Raw genomic sequence first — 18,552 nt, 5'->3', positions numbered from 1 at the left:
CCCCCCCCCCCCCCCCCCCCCCCCCCCCCCCCCCCCCCCCCCCCCCCCCCCCCCCCCCCCCCCCGCTCCTACAGGGGTTTAGCGGTGTGGCGCGGTGTTTGTTACGGCCACGTTGTCCAGCATCCGGTTCACCGCCAGCTCCGCGAGCATGACGATCTGCTGAATCGCCATCGCCGTGTGCCGGTGCGGTCCTTCCAGGTACCCCGCAAAATCACTCGCCATCACATTGGCCTGGGCCAAGGATTCACAGGTGTGGGCCAGCAGGTCTTCGTCTTTGATGTCCGGCGCGATCATGAACATCGTGCTGGGCTTGCGGGTCGCGGGGGATTTGAGGGCGGAGGGGTTGAGGTAGTGATCCAGCGCCCGCTCGGCGGCTTCGTTGAGCTTTTTGGAATCGATGGATTCGTAAGGGGAAACGTCGTCGGTTTCCGGGGGATTTGGTGTTTCTTTAATCATGGCAAAAGACCTTTTGAGCTATGGAAGTTGAACCGCCATGTTTCGTTTTCCAGACGAAAAGGTGGCAGCTGTACGCGGACTGGAAAAACCGAGATAAAAGGTCAAAACCCGGCAGACCCGAAGGTCTCCCACGCACAGCCGCCATAACTCAAACTGAAGCCAGAAAAAAGCGCCACAGTATGCCACGGGGGACAAGCCTATTATCTTCGGGTTTTCCAGACCCGATCGCTGATGTGCAGCGACCTCCAAAGCCTATCCCCCCGACTTCCGACACGACAACCGCTAGAACGTGTCGGAATCGTCCTCCCGAACACTCAAGTCTGTAGGACGTTCGCAGTATTTTTCAGGCCAACCCCGGCCCAATGTGGGAGCGAGCCTGCTCGCGAAGGCTGTTTAACATTCAACATTGAAGTTGGCTGATACACCGCTTTCGCGTGCCGGCTCGCTCCCACGAGGGTTTTCTGTGTTAGCCCGAAGGGTCACAGGTCCAGCACCAACGGCTGCGACCCCTGCGCCGGCACCGCGCAACAAATCAGCACCTCTCCCGCATCGGGCACTTCCGCCGGAGGCTGTGGATAATTCACCGCGCCACTGATCAGACGGGTCTTGCAGGTCCCGCAGGAACCCCCACGGCAACTGAATTCCGGGCGCAAACCGCGGCTTTCCGCCAACTCCAGCAAACTGCCGCCATCCGGCTGCCAGCGCGCTTCTTTGGCCGAGCGCTCGAACACAACGGGCACTGAAACCGTGGCGGCCGGTGGTTGTTCGATGACCACCGCATCCGGGTCTGGCGTGCGACGCAGTGTCGACGGGCCAAAGGTTTCGGCATGAATCCTCGAATCGCGAATGTCCAGTTCCCGCAGCGTGTCGTACAGCGCTTGGGTAAAACTGCCCGGGCCGCAGAGGACAAAATCCACTTGGTCGTAGTCCTCCGCCTCAAGCATCGTCTTGAGCAAGTCGCCGTCAATCCGCCCGGTCAGGTCGAAATCTTCACCCTCGCGAGCCTCCGCCTCAGGCTGACTGAGCAACCGCCGCACGCGCACCGCGTCACCGAGGCCATCCAGCAAGCGGTCCAGCTCGGGACGAAACGGCTGATCGGCCAGGGTCCGCGAACTCTGGAAAAACCAGGTCGGACGAATACGCCGCGTGCGCAGGCCTTGATACACCACCTCGCGCACCATCGACAGCAGCGGCGTGATGCCGACGCCTGCGGCCAACAGCACCAGCGGCCGCCGCTCATGGGGCTCCACGGTGAAATGCCCTTGGGGCGCGCGGGCTTCCAGCACATCGCCGACCCGGATCTGCTCATGCAGGTGCGACGACACGAGGCCTTCACGCTTCACGCTGATGCGGAAAAAATCATCGGACGGCGCGCTCGACAGGCTGTACGTGCGGATGTGCACATCGCCGGCAATATTGAAGCGCAGCGGCAAATGCTGCCCGGCCTGGAACACCGGCAACCCGGCGTCATCAGCGGGCTCCAGATAGATCGAACGGATGTTGTGGCTTTCCTGTTCGATGCGCGCCACCCGCAACGGCCGCCAGTGATCGCCCAGGGCCTTGGCTTGCAGGCGTGCATTTGCCTGCGCCCAGGTACCAGTCAGCAAACTGGTGGGCGACACGCCGTCAAAGCGCCAGCGCAAGGCCAGCGCCGCAGGCCGGCGCACCACGCGCTCTACCTCAAAGGTCCAGAGCCGCTCGGCCCCCTGAAAAGCCTCGACCTGCGGACCTTCGAGGATGACGTCCGCGCGGCCGCTGAGGTGCAGCAGATCGCCCGTATTGAAATCGATGAACAGCAAACCGGCCCGAGGATTGATCAGCAGGTTGCCCAAGGTGTTAAAGAACAGGTTGCCGGCGAAGTCCGGGATGGTCAGGCGATTACCTTCCACCTGTACGAAACCGGCCTGACCACCGCGATGAGAAACATCCACCGAACGTTGGCCGTCGACGTCCACATAACTGGCGACAAAGAAGGTATCGGCCCCGGCGATCATGGCTTGGGCCGACTCATCCAGCGCGTTGAGATGCTGCGCGACACGGGTCGACGGGTCCGCCAGGGGCACCGAGCGAAACTGGCGCAATTGAATGTATTGCGGGCAATTGCCGAACGATTGGTCCACCGTCACCCCGAAGCCGCTCGAAGCCACAGCACCGACCCGGCCATTCATACGGTTGCGACGCCGGGTGTGCAGCTCGATACCGAGCAGGCCGATCGCCGCGCCGTCTTGCAATTGCGCGGGGTCGTCGCTGCCGGGCAGGCTGTCGAACTGTAACAGCGCAGGCGCTGGAGAATGAGCAAAACCCGGCGGCCCTTCAAGAACACTGGCCCAAGGGTTGCCGTCAGCATCCACCGCGCCGTACAGCATGAACGGCAGTTGCTGATAGAACTGGCGGTGCTGATCGGGCATCTCGCCGCGAATCACCCTACGACCTAATGTGTCCATTCGCTCGGCTACACCTACGTGAGCCTGCAACTGTTTCTCGCCAGCGTGCCAAGGTGAACGGTCCATAACGGCTTCTCCCCTGCGCTTATCGCGCAACAAGAACGGCCCGACTGAATCGGGCCGTGAGCATCAGGCTGTTTTTTGCAGGCCGGCGACGGTGCGCGGCATGCCGACAAACCCTGGCAAGGCTTCGACGCGCGCCAGCCAGGCGCGGATGTTGGCGTAGTCGTCCAGCGACACATTGCCTTCCGGCGCATGGGCGATGTAGCTGTAGGCCGCGACGTCGGCAATGGTCGGCTCATTGCCGACAAGGTATGGGGTGGCGGCCAGTTCCTGATCGATCACTTTGAGCACGGTGTGGGCGTAAGCGATCACCTCTTCAGCGTTGTAAGGCGCACCAAACACGGTGATCAGCCTTGCTCTTGCCGGGCCAAAGGCAATCGGCCCGGCGGCGACCGATAACCAGCGCTGCACCTTGGCCGCACCGACGGGATCGGTGGGCAGCCAACGACCGTTGCCATATTTCTGCGCCAGATAGACCAGGATCGCGTTGGAGTCGGCCAGCACCACGCCTTGATCATCAATCACCGGTACCTGACCAAAGCGATTGAGCGCCAGGTAATCCGGCTGCTTGTGTGCGCCCTTGGCCAGATCGACAAAGATCAGTTCAGTTGGCAGTTGCAGCAGGGACAGCATCAGCTCCACACGATGAGCATGGCCAGAGCGTGGGAAGTTGTAGAGTTTGATGGCTTGCATGGTCGACTCCGCTGGGTGGAGGCGCCAATTGGAAAGTGTCGGCGCCGATGGGTTGTCATCTTCCACCTGCTACCGAAACAACAGAATAACCAGCAAACGCAATCCATTATTTCAGCTAGAGCAATAATGCCTCGTTCTTCAAAGCGGGATGCTCGCGCAGGGCATTCACCGTGAAGTCGACAAAACTGCGTACTCGCGCTGGCGCCTTGCGCCCGCCCTGATAAATCACATGAATCGGCAACGGCGCCAATTCGAATTCGGCCAGGACGATTTGCAACTCACCCGCCGCGACTTTTCTCGCGACTTGATAAGACAACACACGGGTGAATCCCAGGCCCAGGCAGGCGGCCGTGATGGCAGCCTGATTGGCGGTGACCACCAGCCGAGCCTCCGTGCGCACCGTCAGCGGATCGCCATGTTCAAGGAATGGCCAGTTACGTAACTGGCCCGTGGCCGATGTCGCAATGATCGGCGCCTGCACCAGATCCTGCGGATGAGAAGGCCGGCCATGGGCTGCGATCAGCGCTGGCGAACCACAAATCACCCGCCGCACTTCGCCGACACGAATCGCATGCTGATTACTGTCAGGCAAATCGCCGATGCGCACCGCCACATCGATTCCCTCTTCGACAACACTGACCACACGATCAAGCAACAGCGCATTGATACTGACCTCAGGAAACTGCGCCAGATAATCAACCATCACTGGCGTGACAAATAACTCTCCGAACAATACCGGCGCGGTAATCGTCAATTGCCCACGGGGTTGTGCGTGACTGCCCGCCGCCGAATCCTCCGCTTCCTGCACCTCGGTGAGAATCCTCCGACAATCCTCCAGATAACGCTGCCCCGCCTCGCTCAAATGCACGCTGCGGGTGGTACGGGTGAGCAACTGCGTGCCAATGCGCGTCTCCAGCGCCGCCACCGCCCGTGTGACACTGGCCGCCGACATCCCCAACCGACGCGCCGCTGCAGAAAAGCCCTGGTCCTGGGCGACGGCGGCGAAGACCTGCATTTCCTGAAATCTGTCCATGGGGAATGTCCTTCATTCGGATAAAAAAAATCGCAACCATAGGCTGCGATTTTTAGTGTTGGTTACCAACAACATAGTTTGACACAGCCCCTCTCGTAAATCGGGGCCTGTAGGATGATCCGGGATCCACACGACAGCAACATAGACTGACACAGACGGGTCGCACTTCAAATACGGGGCTCGATTGGTAACAACATAGATTGACACAACAGCGAGAGCGTTCATTCAGGCCGAAATATTATGTGAGCGCGACCGGTCACTCACCTGTGCGGAAATAGTCTTTTTTCAGCACAGGCTCAGTGCGATGTCTAAATCCGTGTGCAACCTTCGACCAGTCCCCATCAGCACATAAACTGTGTTTTTTGTTCGAAATAAGCAGTCATGGGTGAAGGAAACACCCAGCGTTGTTCGGACCCAATCACCAGGCGGGAAGCGGCCTTTACTGTCTTGGATAACGGTCAAAGCGTAAACGAGAGCAGGAATTAGCTGTCTATCCGTAATGGCTTTTCGCTGACGTGTTGGAATGTCGAGATCCAATATTGCCCAATCAGCAACAAGACAATAGGCATGGGAAGGAAAATGCAGACTGGCGAGGGCCACAGCATCTGAGGTGGTGAGTTGGCACCCATCTATTTTCTCACCCGCAGAAAGCACTGAGACAAAATCTGCCAGATTCATCTGTACCTCCGGCCGATCAAAAAAACGATTCGAACGAGAAGCATCAATCAGCTTAGCTCCCATCGACACACGAGGTTCCGATGCCGAAGACTGGGCCATTTCACAGCTGGTCCGTCTTCTCCCCTCATCCCACTGAACGGGATGATTTCTATCTAGCTGTCACCGGATAAAGTGGGTTTTCGCCAGTACCCAGCTATGCCATTGCCGTGCGTGAACCCTACCTAGCGGTAGGTGCCGATGTGGGTGAAACCTAGTGCTTCATGGATGCCCGTGCATGTCGTATTCGGCAAGGCGACGCCGGTATAGGCGCATGAAATCCATGTTACTCAAGGAGCGGTAGAAGCCGTTTGGCTGCGGCTGAATCAAAATGACATGCCCTCAGACACTTGAATCAGCATTTCTTCGACTAGATGTGTGCCAAAGGTTGTAGTGACCATCGCCGATGGGCTTTCTCCCAAAAAACGGGCTTTGGGTTTGGAAAGCCATTGTTTGGCCTTCCCTTTGTCACCGAAGATCACCTCGGCCATGGCGGTAATATGTGCAAACCGGAACAGGCGATCGCTCTCATGCAACGTTAAAAGCTGATTGGCTGACAGTTTTGTTTTGAGCGTTTTGGGTTGAATGATTCTGTCGCGTTCTTCGTCGCTGAGGGTTCCATCATCACAAAGCATTTTGATCAGGCTGACCGAGAAGCCAGCTACTATCATGTCGTGAATGTCCAGATCCGAAGCATTGACAGAGATATGAAGAAGCGTCTCCAGACGCATGCGGTAAGCATGATAGACATCCTGACGCAGGACGCCAGCAAACATGGGCCGCACTGATGTTGCGTTGCACACGGGCGTCAGGACTAATGTGCCATTCACTACCGTTAGCTCCAGGTCGTCCCCAACACCTAACCTCATTTGGTCAAGCAACTCTTGAGGCAGATCAATGATGATGTCGCCAGTACCGTCCTCAGTTTTCTGGCATTTTACTATCCAGCGCTCAGTTTCACTCATGATCGTCCGGCCCTCATCCGCCATCAGAGAATGACACACATCATTATGCTTGGGCCCAGAGCTGACCAAAGGAACGCGCAATCCGCTGGTAGACAGGCACTGCCGCTGCTCGAACGCCGGATAGCGAGTGAAACAGCAAAAAATGGGGCAATGGCTATACCTGCCTTTCCACCTTCACATGGCTAAGAGCCTGAGCGTGATCAGGTAACTACACGAAAGGATATGACATGCACCCTGATGAGCTTTATGTTTCCGTCGACGTCGAGACTTCTGGGCCTATACCAGGCGAATACAGTCTGCTTTCCATTGGAGCTTGTCTTGTAGCCCAACCTGTAACGTCCATCTATCTTGAACTACGACCTGACAGTCCAAAACACGACCCGGAAGCACTGGCAGTATCGGGGCTGAGTCTGGAGAAGCTGGAGCGCGAGGGCCTCGCTCCGCAACAGGCGATGCTGACATTTGATCAATGGCTGAAATCGTCCTGCCAACCGGGGCAAAAGGTCATTTTCGTAGGACTCAATGCACCGTTTGACTGGTCATTCGTCAATTACTACTTCCACAAATACCTGGAAACCAACCCCTTTGGTTTTACCGCTATCGACATGAAGGCCTACTTTATGGGCGCTGTAGGTTGCAGCTGGCAGGAAACAAAATCATCCAAAATGACCGCTGCGCTGAAGCCACTCAGCGAACCGAACCATAACGCATTGGATGATGCCCGCTTTCAGGCAGAGCTCTTCGCACTAATGCTAGCGGGTAAAGGTAAACGCTGACCTACCTTCCACCGCACTGACTCGAAGCTCATCTGATACAGGTTGCCTCAACATATCTGCCGTCCCTGAACGACCACGCCTTGATACCTTCTGGTTTTTCGGACTTGCCGACAATAACGGCTATTGGGTGCGGCAGATCCTGCGTGTAACGTGCAGCAAATTTGGAGAAACTTCCGATGTCTGCCGGAGAGATCACCGGAACGGATTGGGGATGCGTATGCCAATAGCCCACCAGACGTAACCCTTGTTCGTTGGCAGCCTGGATTTCCTGACGGCACCGCTCCGCATCCAACTCTAGCCAAGACCAGCCTGACCGATCGGCGCGATGAGGCAACGTGGCCAAGGCCAGCAGCAACCCTTTCGGATCAACCGGGTTGACAAATAACTGTCCCCCTCGCTCCACGCCAAAAAGGCCCTGCCGATGACTATCCAAGATGTCCGCGACAGCTTGGGACACCAATAGCTCGGAATTCACCTCCGGCCATCGCCAGCGCCATGCGATATCCGTCATACCGTTTCGTCCTTATCTTCCGGCCATCCGCGCTCGAGTAAGATTTGCTGCGCTCCCTCTGGCAGTTTGGGACCATGGTATTGGCCTCCTAGGCTCAGAACATCTTCAGGCCTGTAGATACTGCTGACCCAAGATGCAGTGGCGATGTTGCCGGTCAATGCGCGTAAGGCCGTGTGCGACACCATAGAGGCGATATTGGTCATTCCCAGCGAGCCGCCTGGGATAAAGCTCTCGCCACACGCGGGCAGTGGAACAACACCGCCTCCCGGCCACTCTGTAAATCTATGCAGAAAATCGCCGACGTCCGTGAACAACTGACGGCCATCAAAGGTGCCGGCTGGTGCGAATAGCGCATGGCCTACCTGGGTATACGGTTCGCTCCAGGCTTGTAAAAGCCCCCAAGGAGCGCCGCTTGATTTGGCTCGCCATACAGTGACCTCCGACTGCCAGTCTGCTGTCGTGATCACCACCAGATCTGCGTTATCAAACACTTCTGGTTTGCTGCTCATCACCACTTCGGCAAAAGTCGCATAAGCGGTGCATTCTGTCGTCGGAAGATCTAACAGAATCTTGTCCCTCAACGCGGAGGCTTTCAGTCTACCTAGGCTATCCGCTCCCAGAACGTGCCTCCCCAGATTGGCTGACACCAAAGTGTCAGGATCGATGAGGGTAAGGTGGCCGACACCGGATCGTGCCAATTGTATTGCCACCGCACTGCCTAACGAGCCAACGCCAACACAAACGACTCGAGCATTTTCAAGGTGCTGTGCAGTACCGCTTATATCGCGGGACAGAATGGACGCTCGATCAAGCACGTCCAGGGCAGTTGCTCGGACGAGCGCCGGAGGATGTGCATTTGCGATAGCTGGCCGACGGCGCGCTGTACGCAAGCCAAACTTTGCCCCCCGCTCCTGCTGTACGCCGAGCGAGCGCACATTGAGGCAATATGTTGGAGCATCTGCCCCTCCTGGAAGCTCCAGAACAATCCATCGACTCGCCAACGTTCCATGCAGCTCAAACCATGCCAGCAATTGCTCGGCATCGTCTGGTTGAAGGTGTGGCGTGAGCCACAGCAATAAATCTTCCGGATCCGGGGTGCGGATATCCGGATAAGTCTGAAGCTTGACGTAAAAACCGGGAGTTTCGGCCGCGCGAATGACAGCGGAGCGCCCGACAACCCGTCGGTAATGCCCTTTGAGTGCAGCTACGTTCGATGCTAACCAAACCGTTTCCTGACCGGATGGCATAACCCGGCGCGGATCGCTGAGAGCAAACAACTGCGAGGCGGCCTGAGGGCGATCCAACAGTAAGAGGTTCTGGAATGACTGACCGTGCTGAAAAGACCAGTAGGTAGTGATCTCATTCTGAAATTCGATATCGCGCGTTGCCTGGTTTGATCCCATCTTGGACAACGAAACGATCTGGGCCAAGCGAGCAAGGCTGTCCTCTACCACGACCTCCGGGGAGCCCATAATGGGGCGCTCCTGAAAGCCATGAAGGCAAAGCCCCGACTTGGTGGCATGCGGCCAAACCAGCCATGGAGAGGGTTCGACGTTCAGCCGCAAGAGTCCACGGGGAAAGTTGGAGGGGAAACCTATACGCAGTCGGCGCTCCTGCCCCGTGTAATCGGTGGGCAAGGGGAAGTGAAAGCACGCCGCTTCGTCAGCCCGCGTGGGTGCGGGCTGGAGCAATGCATCGGCAGCATCCTGACCTAGGGTGTTTCGCAGTGCGGCGATTCCGCGCTGCAATGGCGTCTTAATAGGATCAGCCAAGGCGTCCAACTGGCTTTACGCTCGACTGAGAGGTTCCGCCACCGCTGGCCCCTCCGAAGAGCGAACCCATCGAAGCAGAGTTTCGAGTAGTGCCATCCGGTCGGCCGGGCATCGTCCAGTTCGCAGGGATCTCATTGTTCACTGCCGTAATGAATGCCGGTGCAATACCGAAATTCTTTTTCACTGCCTCGGCAAAGGAATCGTTGGATTCAAAACTTTCCAAACCCAATGAAACAGATGCACTGGCGTCCGCATGCCATTTGGCAAATGCTTGGCGATAGCCTTGCCCCTCGCCCGGTCGATTCCACTTCTCTGCAAAGTTTTCGCCGTTATCGGCAGGGTTGCAGACAAAGCAATCGTTACCTCTATGCGCGATGTGCTGCGGCATTCTGCGGACGATTTCCAAAATTGCATCGAGCGGAGCCAAAGGCTTGGACTGCGATTCCCTCACGACATCCAGGTATGCGTGAGTGGCCAGGGTGGTGATGACCGCAGATATGGGGCGAGTATCAGAGCTCCTTGTGTTGATGGCCCATTCATCGCGATGCCGCTTGAGCAGCTTTATGGTCGCACGCAGGGGATCTTGATCGATGTAATCCTGATAATGCGGCAATGGATCTTGTGTCGCGGCATCGAGCATCCGCTGGCTTTTGGCAACTACCAAGCTTTCCAGAGAGATTTCCTGGGCAGAAGCAACCTGTAACCAATTCGAGTAAGGGATAGGGCTGCTTGCTTTCCACCCTGTGACCCGATCCGGAACCTCCAGCTTACCTTCGCCGTTTGCTTCGCCATTTCCGTTGATCGCGCGGGCAGGCGTGACATCGATGTGGAAACCTGGATTTTCGTCGGCATAAACGATCCGGATGCCACGACGTAATTGCTTAACTTCTTCTTGAACGCGGGAGCCTTCCCTAAAACGCTGCTCAATCGCTTCTAGAACTTCCTTTGCACCAGCGCCCTGAGCGTGAGGAAGCCAAATAATTGCGTCCGCATCAATGGTGTCAAGATCCGCAGGCGCGCCGGGGATTGGCTTGATGGTCGTTTTCAGCCGCATCGAGCCTTGAACGAAAATATGGGCTTCAGCGAGCAGCGGGTTGTCGGAAGCCGAGAGGATTTTTTCCAGTTGGGAGTAGCGGTCATTGATTTTTTCGTACTGCGCTTCCGACAGCGAGATTTCCCGCGCGGCGCGAAGCAGAAAATATTCCCAACTGCTGCGCTTGGTCTGTTCGTTGCTCAAAAGCATTACATAGCCTCCTGGGCCACGGGACCCAATTGCAGTGTTTGCGTAAACCGATCTTGGTTTTCTTTGTCCCGATCGAAGATCAGGTATGTATGTTGATGCTGTGTTGTGAGCAACGCGCCAAACTCGATGGCCAATGCCGCAGGAATGGCGGCGAAGACGTGGATAGGGTCAGGAGTCAGAGCCTCAAGCTGGCTCAGTCGTATTTGAAGTGCGTCGCGAAAGGCATGAATCACCCGACGGTTCTGTACCATCGCGTAGCTTGGTTCTGGGATCGACAGCTCTGCAATACGTGCACCGGGTAGAGCGTCGGTCACGTCGCGAACTGGAACTTGCGCAGAAATGGAGAGCACCAACGCCAGTGGGCCATCGCCGTTGGGTGGAGGCGTAAACAAAAAACTAGGCGGCTCAGCAGACTGATCGGGCCAGCGCAAAAGATGCTCGCGGTGAAAAGAGAAGATCAAGCGTTTGGAACGGTCGCCGATACTCTGGCCCAACATCATCAAGGCCGGAATGTCGGCCAAGCCGACTACTGCTAGCGCGGGCGAATCGCCATAAGTGCCGCCGCGACGCTTGAGTTGCTGCTCCAGCTCATACTGGACGCTGTCTTTGACGTTCTGCCAATAGGTAGTGTCCCTGCCACGTGGTCCGGGTGCAGCGAAGGCGATTTTGATGCCTTGATCGAAGGCGGTTAATCCCTCGGCGGACATCGCAGTCAACAGATCGCGAACGGGGATATCGTTGATCGTCTGAAAATGCTGACTCTGGACGATGAGAGGAATGGCTCTGCCACCATCGGGGGTCGTTGCGGCGAGTCGGATGCGTTCCAGGTACGCTTGGTGTAAACCACTCAAATCATTTTCAGGATACCCATCTGCGTCACGATCAATTTTGTCATGACAACCTGGGCACAGAAGCATCAGATTAGCGGTATCGTTTGTGTGCGCCTCAGCATCATGATCCGCGCGTCCCCGAGGGCCTTTGGGACTGGCGGGCAGGATATGCGCCACTTCGCCCCATTTCATTGGCTTGCCGGCACGATAATCGAACGTCAGATCCGTGCCGCACAGTTCACAATGACCAGCGGTCTGTGTCCATACGATCCGCTTCGTCTCATCATTTGTGTTGAAGCGCCCGCTTGCGGGCTTAGCGTCTTCTTGTTCTGCCATTCCGACCTACCCCCGAGAAACATCCATGATTGAAAACGATGATGGCAAGATAAGATCATATTAGGGTCATTTGCCTCGATTTCAAGAGAGATCTAAGGGTGACGAATGCTGAGTCGGCTATAAGCAGGATGCTGTTTGTGGCTCATCGAAACGGAGTGGTCGCAGCGTTCGTTTTTCTGGCAAGTGCTGGTGGGTAATGGCACTGACCACAGCGTATGTATCGAAATTAGCGAGTATATGCAAAAGACATAAACTTGCTAATTTCGATACATACCGCGCGTAGGACTGATGAAAACGGGCTGTGCAGCTCAAACGAGGCTGCAAGCGCAGCCCCTTTTGTATGCATTTTTACGCGTCAGTGCTTGCCAGGCTCAACGGACAAGTGTCGACGACGCATGAGGTGATAGGCCGCCGGGATCACAAACAGCGATAGCAAGGGCGCCGTAACCATACCTCCAATCATCGGGGCGGCAATGCGGCTCATCACCTCGCTGCCGGTACCGCTTCCCAAAAGTATTGGTAACAAACCAGCGATAACCACCGCAACGGTCATGGCCTTGGGTCGAACGCGCTGCACAGCGCCTTCACGAATCGCGGCCATCAACCCGCGTTCTGTGTTGTCACCGAGGTCTTGACGCTCGGCCCAGGCATTTTTCAGGTAGAGCAGCATGATCACGCCAAATTCGGCAGAAACACCGGCCAAAGCGATAAAGCCGACCCCGGTGGCGACTGACAGGTTGAACCCCAACAGATAGAGGAACCATGCCCCGCCAGTCAGTGCGAATGGCAGAGTGGCCATGATCAGCAAGGCCTCATCGAAGCGAGCAAAAGTCAGGTACAGCAACACGAAGATGATCAACAGCGTGGCAGGCACCACCAGTTTGAGTCGTGCGTTGGCCCTTTCGAGAAACTCGAACTGTCCCGAGTAGCTCAGGCTCATGCCAGGCTGCAACTTGACCTGCTCGTTGACCACCCTGCGTAGATCGGCGACTACCGAGGCAATGTCCCGGTCACGCACGTCGATGTACACCCAGCCCGAAGGTCGTGCGTTCTCGCTCTTGAGCATCGGCGGACCGTCCGTGACTTTGACCTTCGCCACTGTGCCGAGGGTGATCTGGCTCCCTAGCGGGGTATAGATCGGCAATTGCTCCAAGGCACCGAGCGAATCACGCCACTCCCGTGGGTAACGCACGTTGATCGGGAAGCGTGCGAGCCCTTCAATGGTCTCGCCGACGTTTTCACCGCCGATAGCGCCGGCCACGATGGACTGCACATCGGCGATATTCAGCCCGTAACGAGCAGCGGCTTTGCGGTCGATATCTACATCGATATAGCGACCACCGGTCAGTCGCTCGGCCAGAGCCGAACTGACACCGGGTACCTCCTTGGCCACTCGCTCGACCGCCTGAGTCGCGGCATCGATCTCCGTCAGGTTGGTGCCGGCAACTTTCACTCCGATGGGACTCTTGATCCCCGTAGCCAGCATGTCGATACGGTTGCGAATCGGTGGTATCCAGATATTCGTCAGCCCAGGGACTCGTACCACTCGATCCAGTTCTTCCACCAACTTTTCCTGGGTCATGCCTGGGCGCCATTGCTCCTGTGGCTTGAACTGGATGGTGGTTTCGAACATCTCCAACGGCGCCGGGTCGGTGGCAGTTTCAGCACGACCGGCTTTACCAAAGACATGTTCGACCTCCGGCACGGTCTTGATCAGGCGGTCGGTCTGTTGCAGCAGTTGCGCCGCTTTCTGCGCCGACAATCCCGGCAGAGCCGAAGGCATATAGAGCAGGTCGCCCTCGTCCAAAGGCGGAAGAAACTCGCCACCCAAGCGCGACATTGGCCATAGTGCGCTGATAAAAACCAGCAACGCGACCAGCAGCGTGATCTTCGGTCGTCGCAAGACTGCATCCAGAGCCGGCTGGTAGATCCGAATCAACCACCGGTTCAACGGGTTCTGTTGTTCACTGGGAATTCGTCCCCGAATCCAGTAGCCCATCAACACCGGCACCAAGGTCACTGACAATCCCGCCGCTGCGGCCATGGCGTAGGTCTTGGTGAAAGCCAGCGGGCCGAATAGCCGCCCCTCTTGCGCTTGCAGAGTGAACACCGGAATGAACGACAGAGTGATGATCAACAAACAGAAGAACAGTGCTGGTCCTACCTCCGCTGCCGCTTCAGTCATCACGTGCCAATGACGTTCACCTTTCAGTTCCTCCCCAGGATTGGCCACGTGCCAGGCCTCAACCTTCTTGTGCGCGTTTTCAATCATCACCACGGCAGCGTCGACCATGGCACCGATGGCGATGGCAATCCCGCCCAGGGACATGATGTTGGCGTTGATCCCTTGATAGCGCATGACGATGAAGGCGATCAGCACCCCCACCGGCAGCGAAATGATCGCCACCAGAGATGAACGCAGGTGCCAGAGGAAGATGCCACACACCAACGCGACGACGATGAACTCTTCGATTAGCTTGTGGCTGAGATTTTCCACAGCGCGGTCGATCAGCTTGCTGCGGTCGTAGGTGGTGACGATTTCCACCCCCGCCGGCAAGCTGCTTTTCAACTCGTCGAGTTTGGTCTTGACCGCCGCAATGGTTTCGCGAGCGTTCTTGCCGCTGCGCAGAATTACCACACCGCCAACCGTCTCGCCTTCGCCGTCGAGCTCGGTGATTCCACGTCGCATTTCCGGACCCAACTGGATCGTGGCGACATCGCCAAGGGTCACCGGCACACCGCCCGATCCCAGCTTGAGTGGGATCGCCCGAAAATCATTGAGCGTTTTCAAGTAGCCGGAAGCCCGCACAATGAACTCGGTCTCTGCCATTTCCAGGACGGCGCCACCGGTTTCCTGATTGGCCTTGCCGATCGCTTCGGTCACCTCGGCCTGCGTGATACCGAGGCTGGCCAATTTGAGTGGATCAAGCTGCACCTGGTACTGCTTGACCATCCCACCCACGGTGGCCACCTCGGCAACGTTGGGCAGAGTCTTGAGTTCGAACTTGAGGAACCAGTCCTGAAGTGCACGAAGTTGCGCCAGATCGTGTCCGCCACTGCGATCTACCAGCGCGTACTGGAAAATCCAGCCAACGCCTGTCGCATCTGGCCCCAACGCCGGTTTGGCGCTGGCCGGCAAGCGACTTTGTATTTGGCTCAGGTACTCCAACACCCGCGAGCGGGCCCAATACAAGTCAGTACCGTCTTCGAACAGCACATAGACAAAGCTGTCACCAAAGAAGGAGTAGCCGCGCACGGTCTTGGCGCCAGGCACCGAAAGCATGGTGGTGGCCAACGGATAGGTCACCTGGTTCTCGACAATCTGCGGTGCCTGTCCCGGATACGGGGTGCGGATGATCACCTGAACATCGGAGAGATCCGGCAGCGCATCAATGGGCGTGCTCTGCACCGACCAGATGCCCCAAGCCGTGACAAACATTGTCGCCAGTAGCACCAGGAATCGGTTGGCTACTGACCAACGAATCAGGGCAGCAATCATAGCTGGCCCCCTGATTTCTCTAGACGCTCAACACGCAAGCCATCGTCGGTTTGACTCACTGCAATCCGGACCTTGTCGCCCGTTTTGAGGCCCTGCATCAGAGCCGGATTGGCGAGCGGGAACGTCATCGTCATGCCAGGCATGCCCAGCGTTTTGAAGGGGCCATGGGCGAGTGTGACTTCTTTGTCGTTGATCTCAACGATTTGCCCATCCGCCTCATGAAAACTGGAGGCTGTTGCGTTGGTTGGTGACTGTTCCTCTGAGTTTGCAACGATGCCCTTAAGACTGGCCTCCGAGTCGAGCAGGAACTGGCCAGAGGTAACCACCTTCTGGCCTTCTTCCAGACCTTTCAAGATCGCCGTCTTGCCATCGTTTTCCTGCCCGATCAACACTTCAACAGGACGATAGCGGCCAGCGTCTTCAGCGAGCATCACCAGAGCACGTCGACCGGTGCGAATGACGGCCTCGCTCGGTACCCACAACACACTTTGCTCCGTTGAATGATTGAGGCTCACTCGTGCGGTCATACCCGGCCTGAGACGGCCTTCTGGGTTAGGTAACTCGACGCGTACGCGAAGGGTGCGGCTATCCGGATTGGTTTCCGGAAGAATCGCGCTGACGACGCCCTTGAGCACAACCCCAGGGAACGCGGGCAAACGCGCCTCTGCCGCTTGCCCCATGAGGATCGATCCAGATTCAGTCTCCGGAACGGCCAGGGCCAACCAGACGCTACTCAAACCATTAACGCGTGCCAGTGTCTCGCCGGCGGCCACCGTCATACCCTCGCGTACATTGAGCTCTTGCAGCACGCCACTAATAGGGCTGGTGAGGGTCAGGTTTGGTTGGACTTTGCCACTACGCTCTACTTGAGCAATTGATGCCGCCGGCATCCCGGTGAGCCGCAAGCGCTGGCGAGCCGCTGCCAGCAAGCCCGCATCGCCACTGCGCTTGAGTGCAAGAAACTCCTCCTGAGCCGCAGCCCACTCAGGTACAAGGATATCTGCCATGGCGGCATTGGCTTTGATCACGTCGCCAGGAGCATGGGCATACACGCGCTCGACGAAACCCGCTGTACGGGCTTGAATGACGGCGACGTCCCGCTCGTTGAAAGCCAACACACCGACAACGTCCAGACTCGAAGCAAACACACCTCGACTGACGGTAGCCAGTCGCACACCGAGATTCTGAGTCAGGCTTGGATCAATGCGAACGGCTGCGCTGTCCCCTTTGATGTCGGCGTACTGAGGGACCAACTGCATGTCCATGAAGGGCGACTTACCCGGTTTATCGAACTTTTGCTGCGGGGACATCGGGTCGTACCAATACAGCACTTTGCGTTCGTCCAGAGAGGGGAGGCTCTGCTCCGGGGCTGCACCAGGTACTTCGCTCATGCCCTGCTGAGCGAACCAGTAACCACCGGCAACACCCAATACCAGCGAGAGGCCTACCAGCAATGCCCCGTTCCACTTTCTAAGGTTCATTGGCTGGACTCCCCGTAAGCAAAATACAGACGCGCACTGGTCAGCGCTCGCTGCTCTTCCACGTCAATTTGTTTGAGGCGGGCTTCGATGAGCTCGCGCCGAGCGGCCACGACGGAGCTCAAATCGCCTTTGCCGGCGCGGTAGCTGGCCATGCTGAGCTCGACCTTCTCCTTGGCCAAGGGCAGCAGACTGTCCTGGGTTCGATGTACGGTACGATTCAAGCGTTCATAGTCGGCCAGCTCGTCCTCCAGTTGCTGGGTGTGCTCGCGTGAAAGGGCTTCACGCTCAGCTTCAAGCTGGTTGAGTTCAGCGTGCTTGGCCGCAATTTTTGGGTTTTGCCGAGAGTCAGGAAACAGCGGTAGATCCCATGAAAATTGCACGCTGACCATGTCGCCGAACTGTCGGCCGCGATTCTGATAGTCGACTTCCCAGCTCCAATCCGACTGTTTTTCCGCTTCGGCTTCACGGACCTTGGCTTGCGCTTCGCGGGTCATTGGCGCAAAAGCTGCCAATTCTGGGTGATGTTGCAGCTTATGAGAGTAGTCAGAGGCTTCGACAGGCCATTCAGGCAAGCTGCCCACAGGTTTGCCATTGGCGGCTGGTCCAATCCAGCGCTTCAGGGCAGCTCGGGCCTGCGCTCTCTGACGAATCAGATCGTCCTGCTGCTCTTCCAGTTGTGCCGCTTCCTGTTTGGGCGTTACTGCATCAGCAGGTTGAGCGCGGCCGCCGGCAATTTGTGCCCGGACGGTATCGGCCAGCAGACGGTTTTCTTTGTAGAAGTCCTGAAACAGCGTGTCTTTACGCTCAACCGAGTAGCTGTTGATCCAGGCCAACGCCGTGGCCTGACGAACCTTTAGACGTTCGACCCGGCGCTCAGCGGCGGCGCGGTCAATGGCCGCATCAGCGACCTCGATTCGGGCTTTGCGCTTGGCGCTGTTGGGCATCTCCTGACTGACTCCGACCATTCGCATAGTCATGAAGTCCTGGTCGATGCTCCAGCGATCCGGCCCCCCAATGGGGTAGTTCTGTACGCCTAGCAGCAACTTGGGATCGGGTAGTTCACCAGCGGGGATGGCCGCACTACTGGCAGCCTGAATTTTCGCGTCTTGTGCAGTCAGCGACGGCGCATTGTTTTCAGCCAGCTGCAAAGCTTCATCGAGTGTCAATGCGGCAGCGAGACTCGGCAATGCCAGTACGCTTGCCGCCAGGCCGGCCACGAGGGACCACCCTGTGCAATAGCACTTGGAGTTCATGTTCACGATTCCTGTGATGATCCACTGCGCGCTTCATCAGACATGCACGCAGATATGCCATCCCGCTAACGCGGAATGAGGCTCAGTGTGGTACAGGAATCAAGTGCGGGGCGGTCGCCATACCCCTGACGGGGTTTGTACTGGATGGGAGTCTAGGGAGAAGGACAGTACGAGGGGGCTGGATAAGGTGATAGGAGGCTTGATGATGGAGACTTGCAGCATGCCACCAGTCTTGCACTCCTGACCTGACTTACAGGGTTTGCCGTGCTCGGTGGGACTTTTCATGTCCTGGCAGCAGTCTTGCTCCATGCCGTCCATCATCGCCATGCCCATGGTTTTCATGGGGCAGGGCTCAGTCGGCGCCTGAACACCCGCCATCCCGCTGAGGGGGAGCGCCAGGCTAATCAGGAAAATCAGGCAAAACCGTAGGTAGCGTTTCATGGGCTGGAGTGTAGCCGGTGGAAATGGCCCTTACAATTCACC

Annotated in this window: 15 protein-coding genes; 1 reads left to right on the top strand and 14 read right to left on the bottom strand. The window is 57.3% G+C overall.

Annotation, left to right across the window (positions count from 1 at the left end):
- Positions 1-78 precede the first annotated feature (78 nt).
- The 6 genes from AC1ROI_RS33605 to AC1ROI_RS33580 all read right to left on the bottom strand — a co-directional run bounded on the left by AC1ROI_RS33605 (position 79) and on the right by AC1ROI_RS33580 (position 6,368).
- Positions 79-456, bottom strand: a complete 378-nt coding sequence (locus AC1ROI_RS33605; protein ID WP_102595285.1) for a DUF6124 family protein — start codon at positions 454-456, stop codon at positions 79-81.
- Between the two features lie 479 nt (positions 457-935).
- On the bottom strand, positions 936-2,966 hold the full coding sequence (locus tag AC1ROI_RS33600) for a 2Fe-2S iron-sulfur cluster-binding protein (protein WP_102595284.1): 2,031 nt from the start codon (positions 2,964-2,966) through the stop codon (positions 936-938).
- A 63-nt stretch (positions 2,967-3,029) separates the two neighbouring features.
- Positions 3,030-3,656, bottom strand: coding sequence for a glutathione S-transferase family protein (locus AC1ROI_RS33595; RefSeq protein WP_077748503.1), 627 nt, complete (start codon positions 3,654-3,656; stop codon positions 3,030-3,032).
- A 115-nt stretch (positions 3,657-3,771) separates the two neighbouring features.
- Positions 3,772-4,689, bottom strand: coding sequence for a LysR family transcriptional regulator (locus tag AC1ROI_RS33590; RefSeq protein ID WP_102595283.1), 918 nt, complete (start codon positions 4,687-4,689; stop codon positions 3,772-3,774).
- Positions 4,690-4,974: 285 nt separating this feature from the next.
- Entirely contained in the window at positions 4,975-5,367 is a 393-nt protein-coding gene (locus AC1ROI_RS33585; RefSeq protein ID WP_074059250.1) for a DUF6957 family protein, read from the bottom strand.
- Positions 5,368-5,729: 362 nt separating this feature from the next.
- Positions 5,730-6,368, bottom strand: coding sequence for an antitoxin Xre/MbcA/ParS toxin-binding domain-containing protein (locus tag AC1ROI_RS33580; RefSeq protein WP_228758830.1), 639 nt, complete (start codon positions 6,366-6,368; stop codon positions 5,730-5,732).
- Between the two features lie 227 nt (positions 6,369-6,595).
- Between AC1ROI_RS33580 and AC1ROI_RS33575 the strand changes: the two genes are divergently transcribed.
- Positions 6,596-7,144, top strand: a complete 549-nt coding sequence (locus tag AC1ROI_RS33575; RefSeq protein ID WP_017341626.1) for a 3'-5' exonuclease — start codon at positions 6,596-6,598, stop codon at positions 7,142-7,144.
- 28 nt (positions 7,145-7,172) lie between these two features.
- Here the strand turns inward: AC1ROI_RS33575 and AC1ROI_RS33570 are convergent, their stop codons facing one another.
- The 8 genes from AC1ROI_RS33570 to AC1ROI_RS33535 form a co-directional block, all read right to left on the bottom strand.
- On the bottom strand, positions 7,173-7,655 hold the full coding sequence (locus AC1ROI_RS33570; RefSeq protein ID WP_017341627.1) for a Mov34/MPN/PAD-1 family protein: 483 nt from the start codon (positions 7,653-7,655) through the stop codon (positions 7,173-7,175).
- Entirely contained in the window at positions 7,652-9,436 is a 1,785-nt protein-coding gene (locus AC1ROI_RS33565) for a HesA/MoeB/ThiF family protein (protein WP_031319187.1), read from the bottom strand. Before AC1ROI_RS33565 ends, AC1ROI_RS33570 begins: the two co-directional genes overlap by 4 nt.
- The gene (locus tag AC1ROI_RS33560) at positions 9,420-10,670 is read right to left on the bottom strand and encodes a nucleotidyltransferase domain-containing protein (protein WP_017341629.1); all 1,251 of its coding nucleotides are present in this window, start codon (positions 10,668-10,670) and stop codon (positions 9,420-9,422) included. The genes AC1ROI_RS33565 and AC1ROI_RS33560 overlap by 17 nt, the downstream gene beginning before the upstream one ends.
- A complete protein-coding gene (locus tag AC1ROI_RS33555; protein ID WP_019821280.1) occupies positions 10,670-11,836 on the bottom strand; it encodes an SAVED domain-containing protein in 1,167 nt (388 codons plus the stop codon). The genes AC1ROI_RS33560 and AC1ROI_RS33555 overlap by 1 nt, the downstream gene beginning before the upstream one ends.
- Before the next feature lie 355 nt (positions 11,837-12,191).
- Entirely contained in the window at positions 12,192-15,335 is a 3,144-nt protein-coding gene (locus tag AC1ROI_RS33550) for an efflux RND transporter permease subunit (protein ID WP_102595282.1), read from the bottom strand.
- Positions 15,332-16,816: an efflux RND transporter periplasmic adaptor subunit gene (locus AC1ROI_RS33545; protein ID WP_102595281.1), complete on the bottom strand. Its 1,485-nt coding sequence runs from the start codon at positions 16,814-16,816 to the stop codon at positions 15,332-15,334. Before AC1ROI_RS33545 ends, AC1ROI_RS33550 begins: the two co-directional genes overlap by 4 nt.
- Positions 16,813-18,069 carry a TolC family protein gene (locus AC1ROI_RS33540; protein WP_102595280.1) on the bottom strand — a complete coding sequence of 419 codons (1,257 nt, stop codon included), beginning with the start codon at positions 18,067-18,069 and terminating at the stop codon, positions 16,813-16,815. The genes AC1ROI_RS33545 and AC1ROI_RS33540 overlap by 4 nt, the downstream gene beginning before the upstream one ends.
- 99 nt (positions 18,070-18,168) lie before the next feature.
- A complete protein-coding gene (locus AC1ROI_RS33535) occupies positions 18,169-18,510 on the bottom strand; it encodes a hypothetical protein (protein ID WP_102595279.1) in 342 nt (113 codons plus the stop codon).
- Between the last annotated feature and the right edge of the window lie 42 nt (positions 18,511-18,552).

The sequence above is a fragment of the Pseudomonas sp. GW823-FHT02C02 genome (assembly GCF_058797635.1).
Note: the sequence above shows the minus strand (reverse complement) of the source record. Positions and strands in the feature narration are given on the sequence as shown.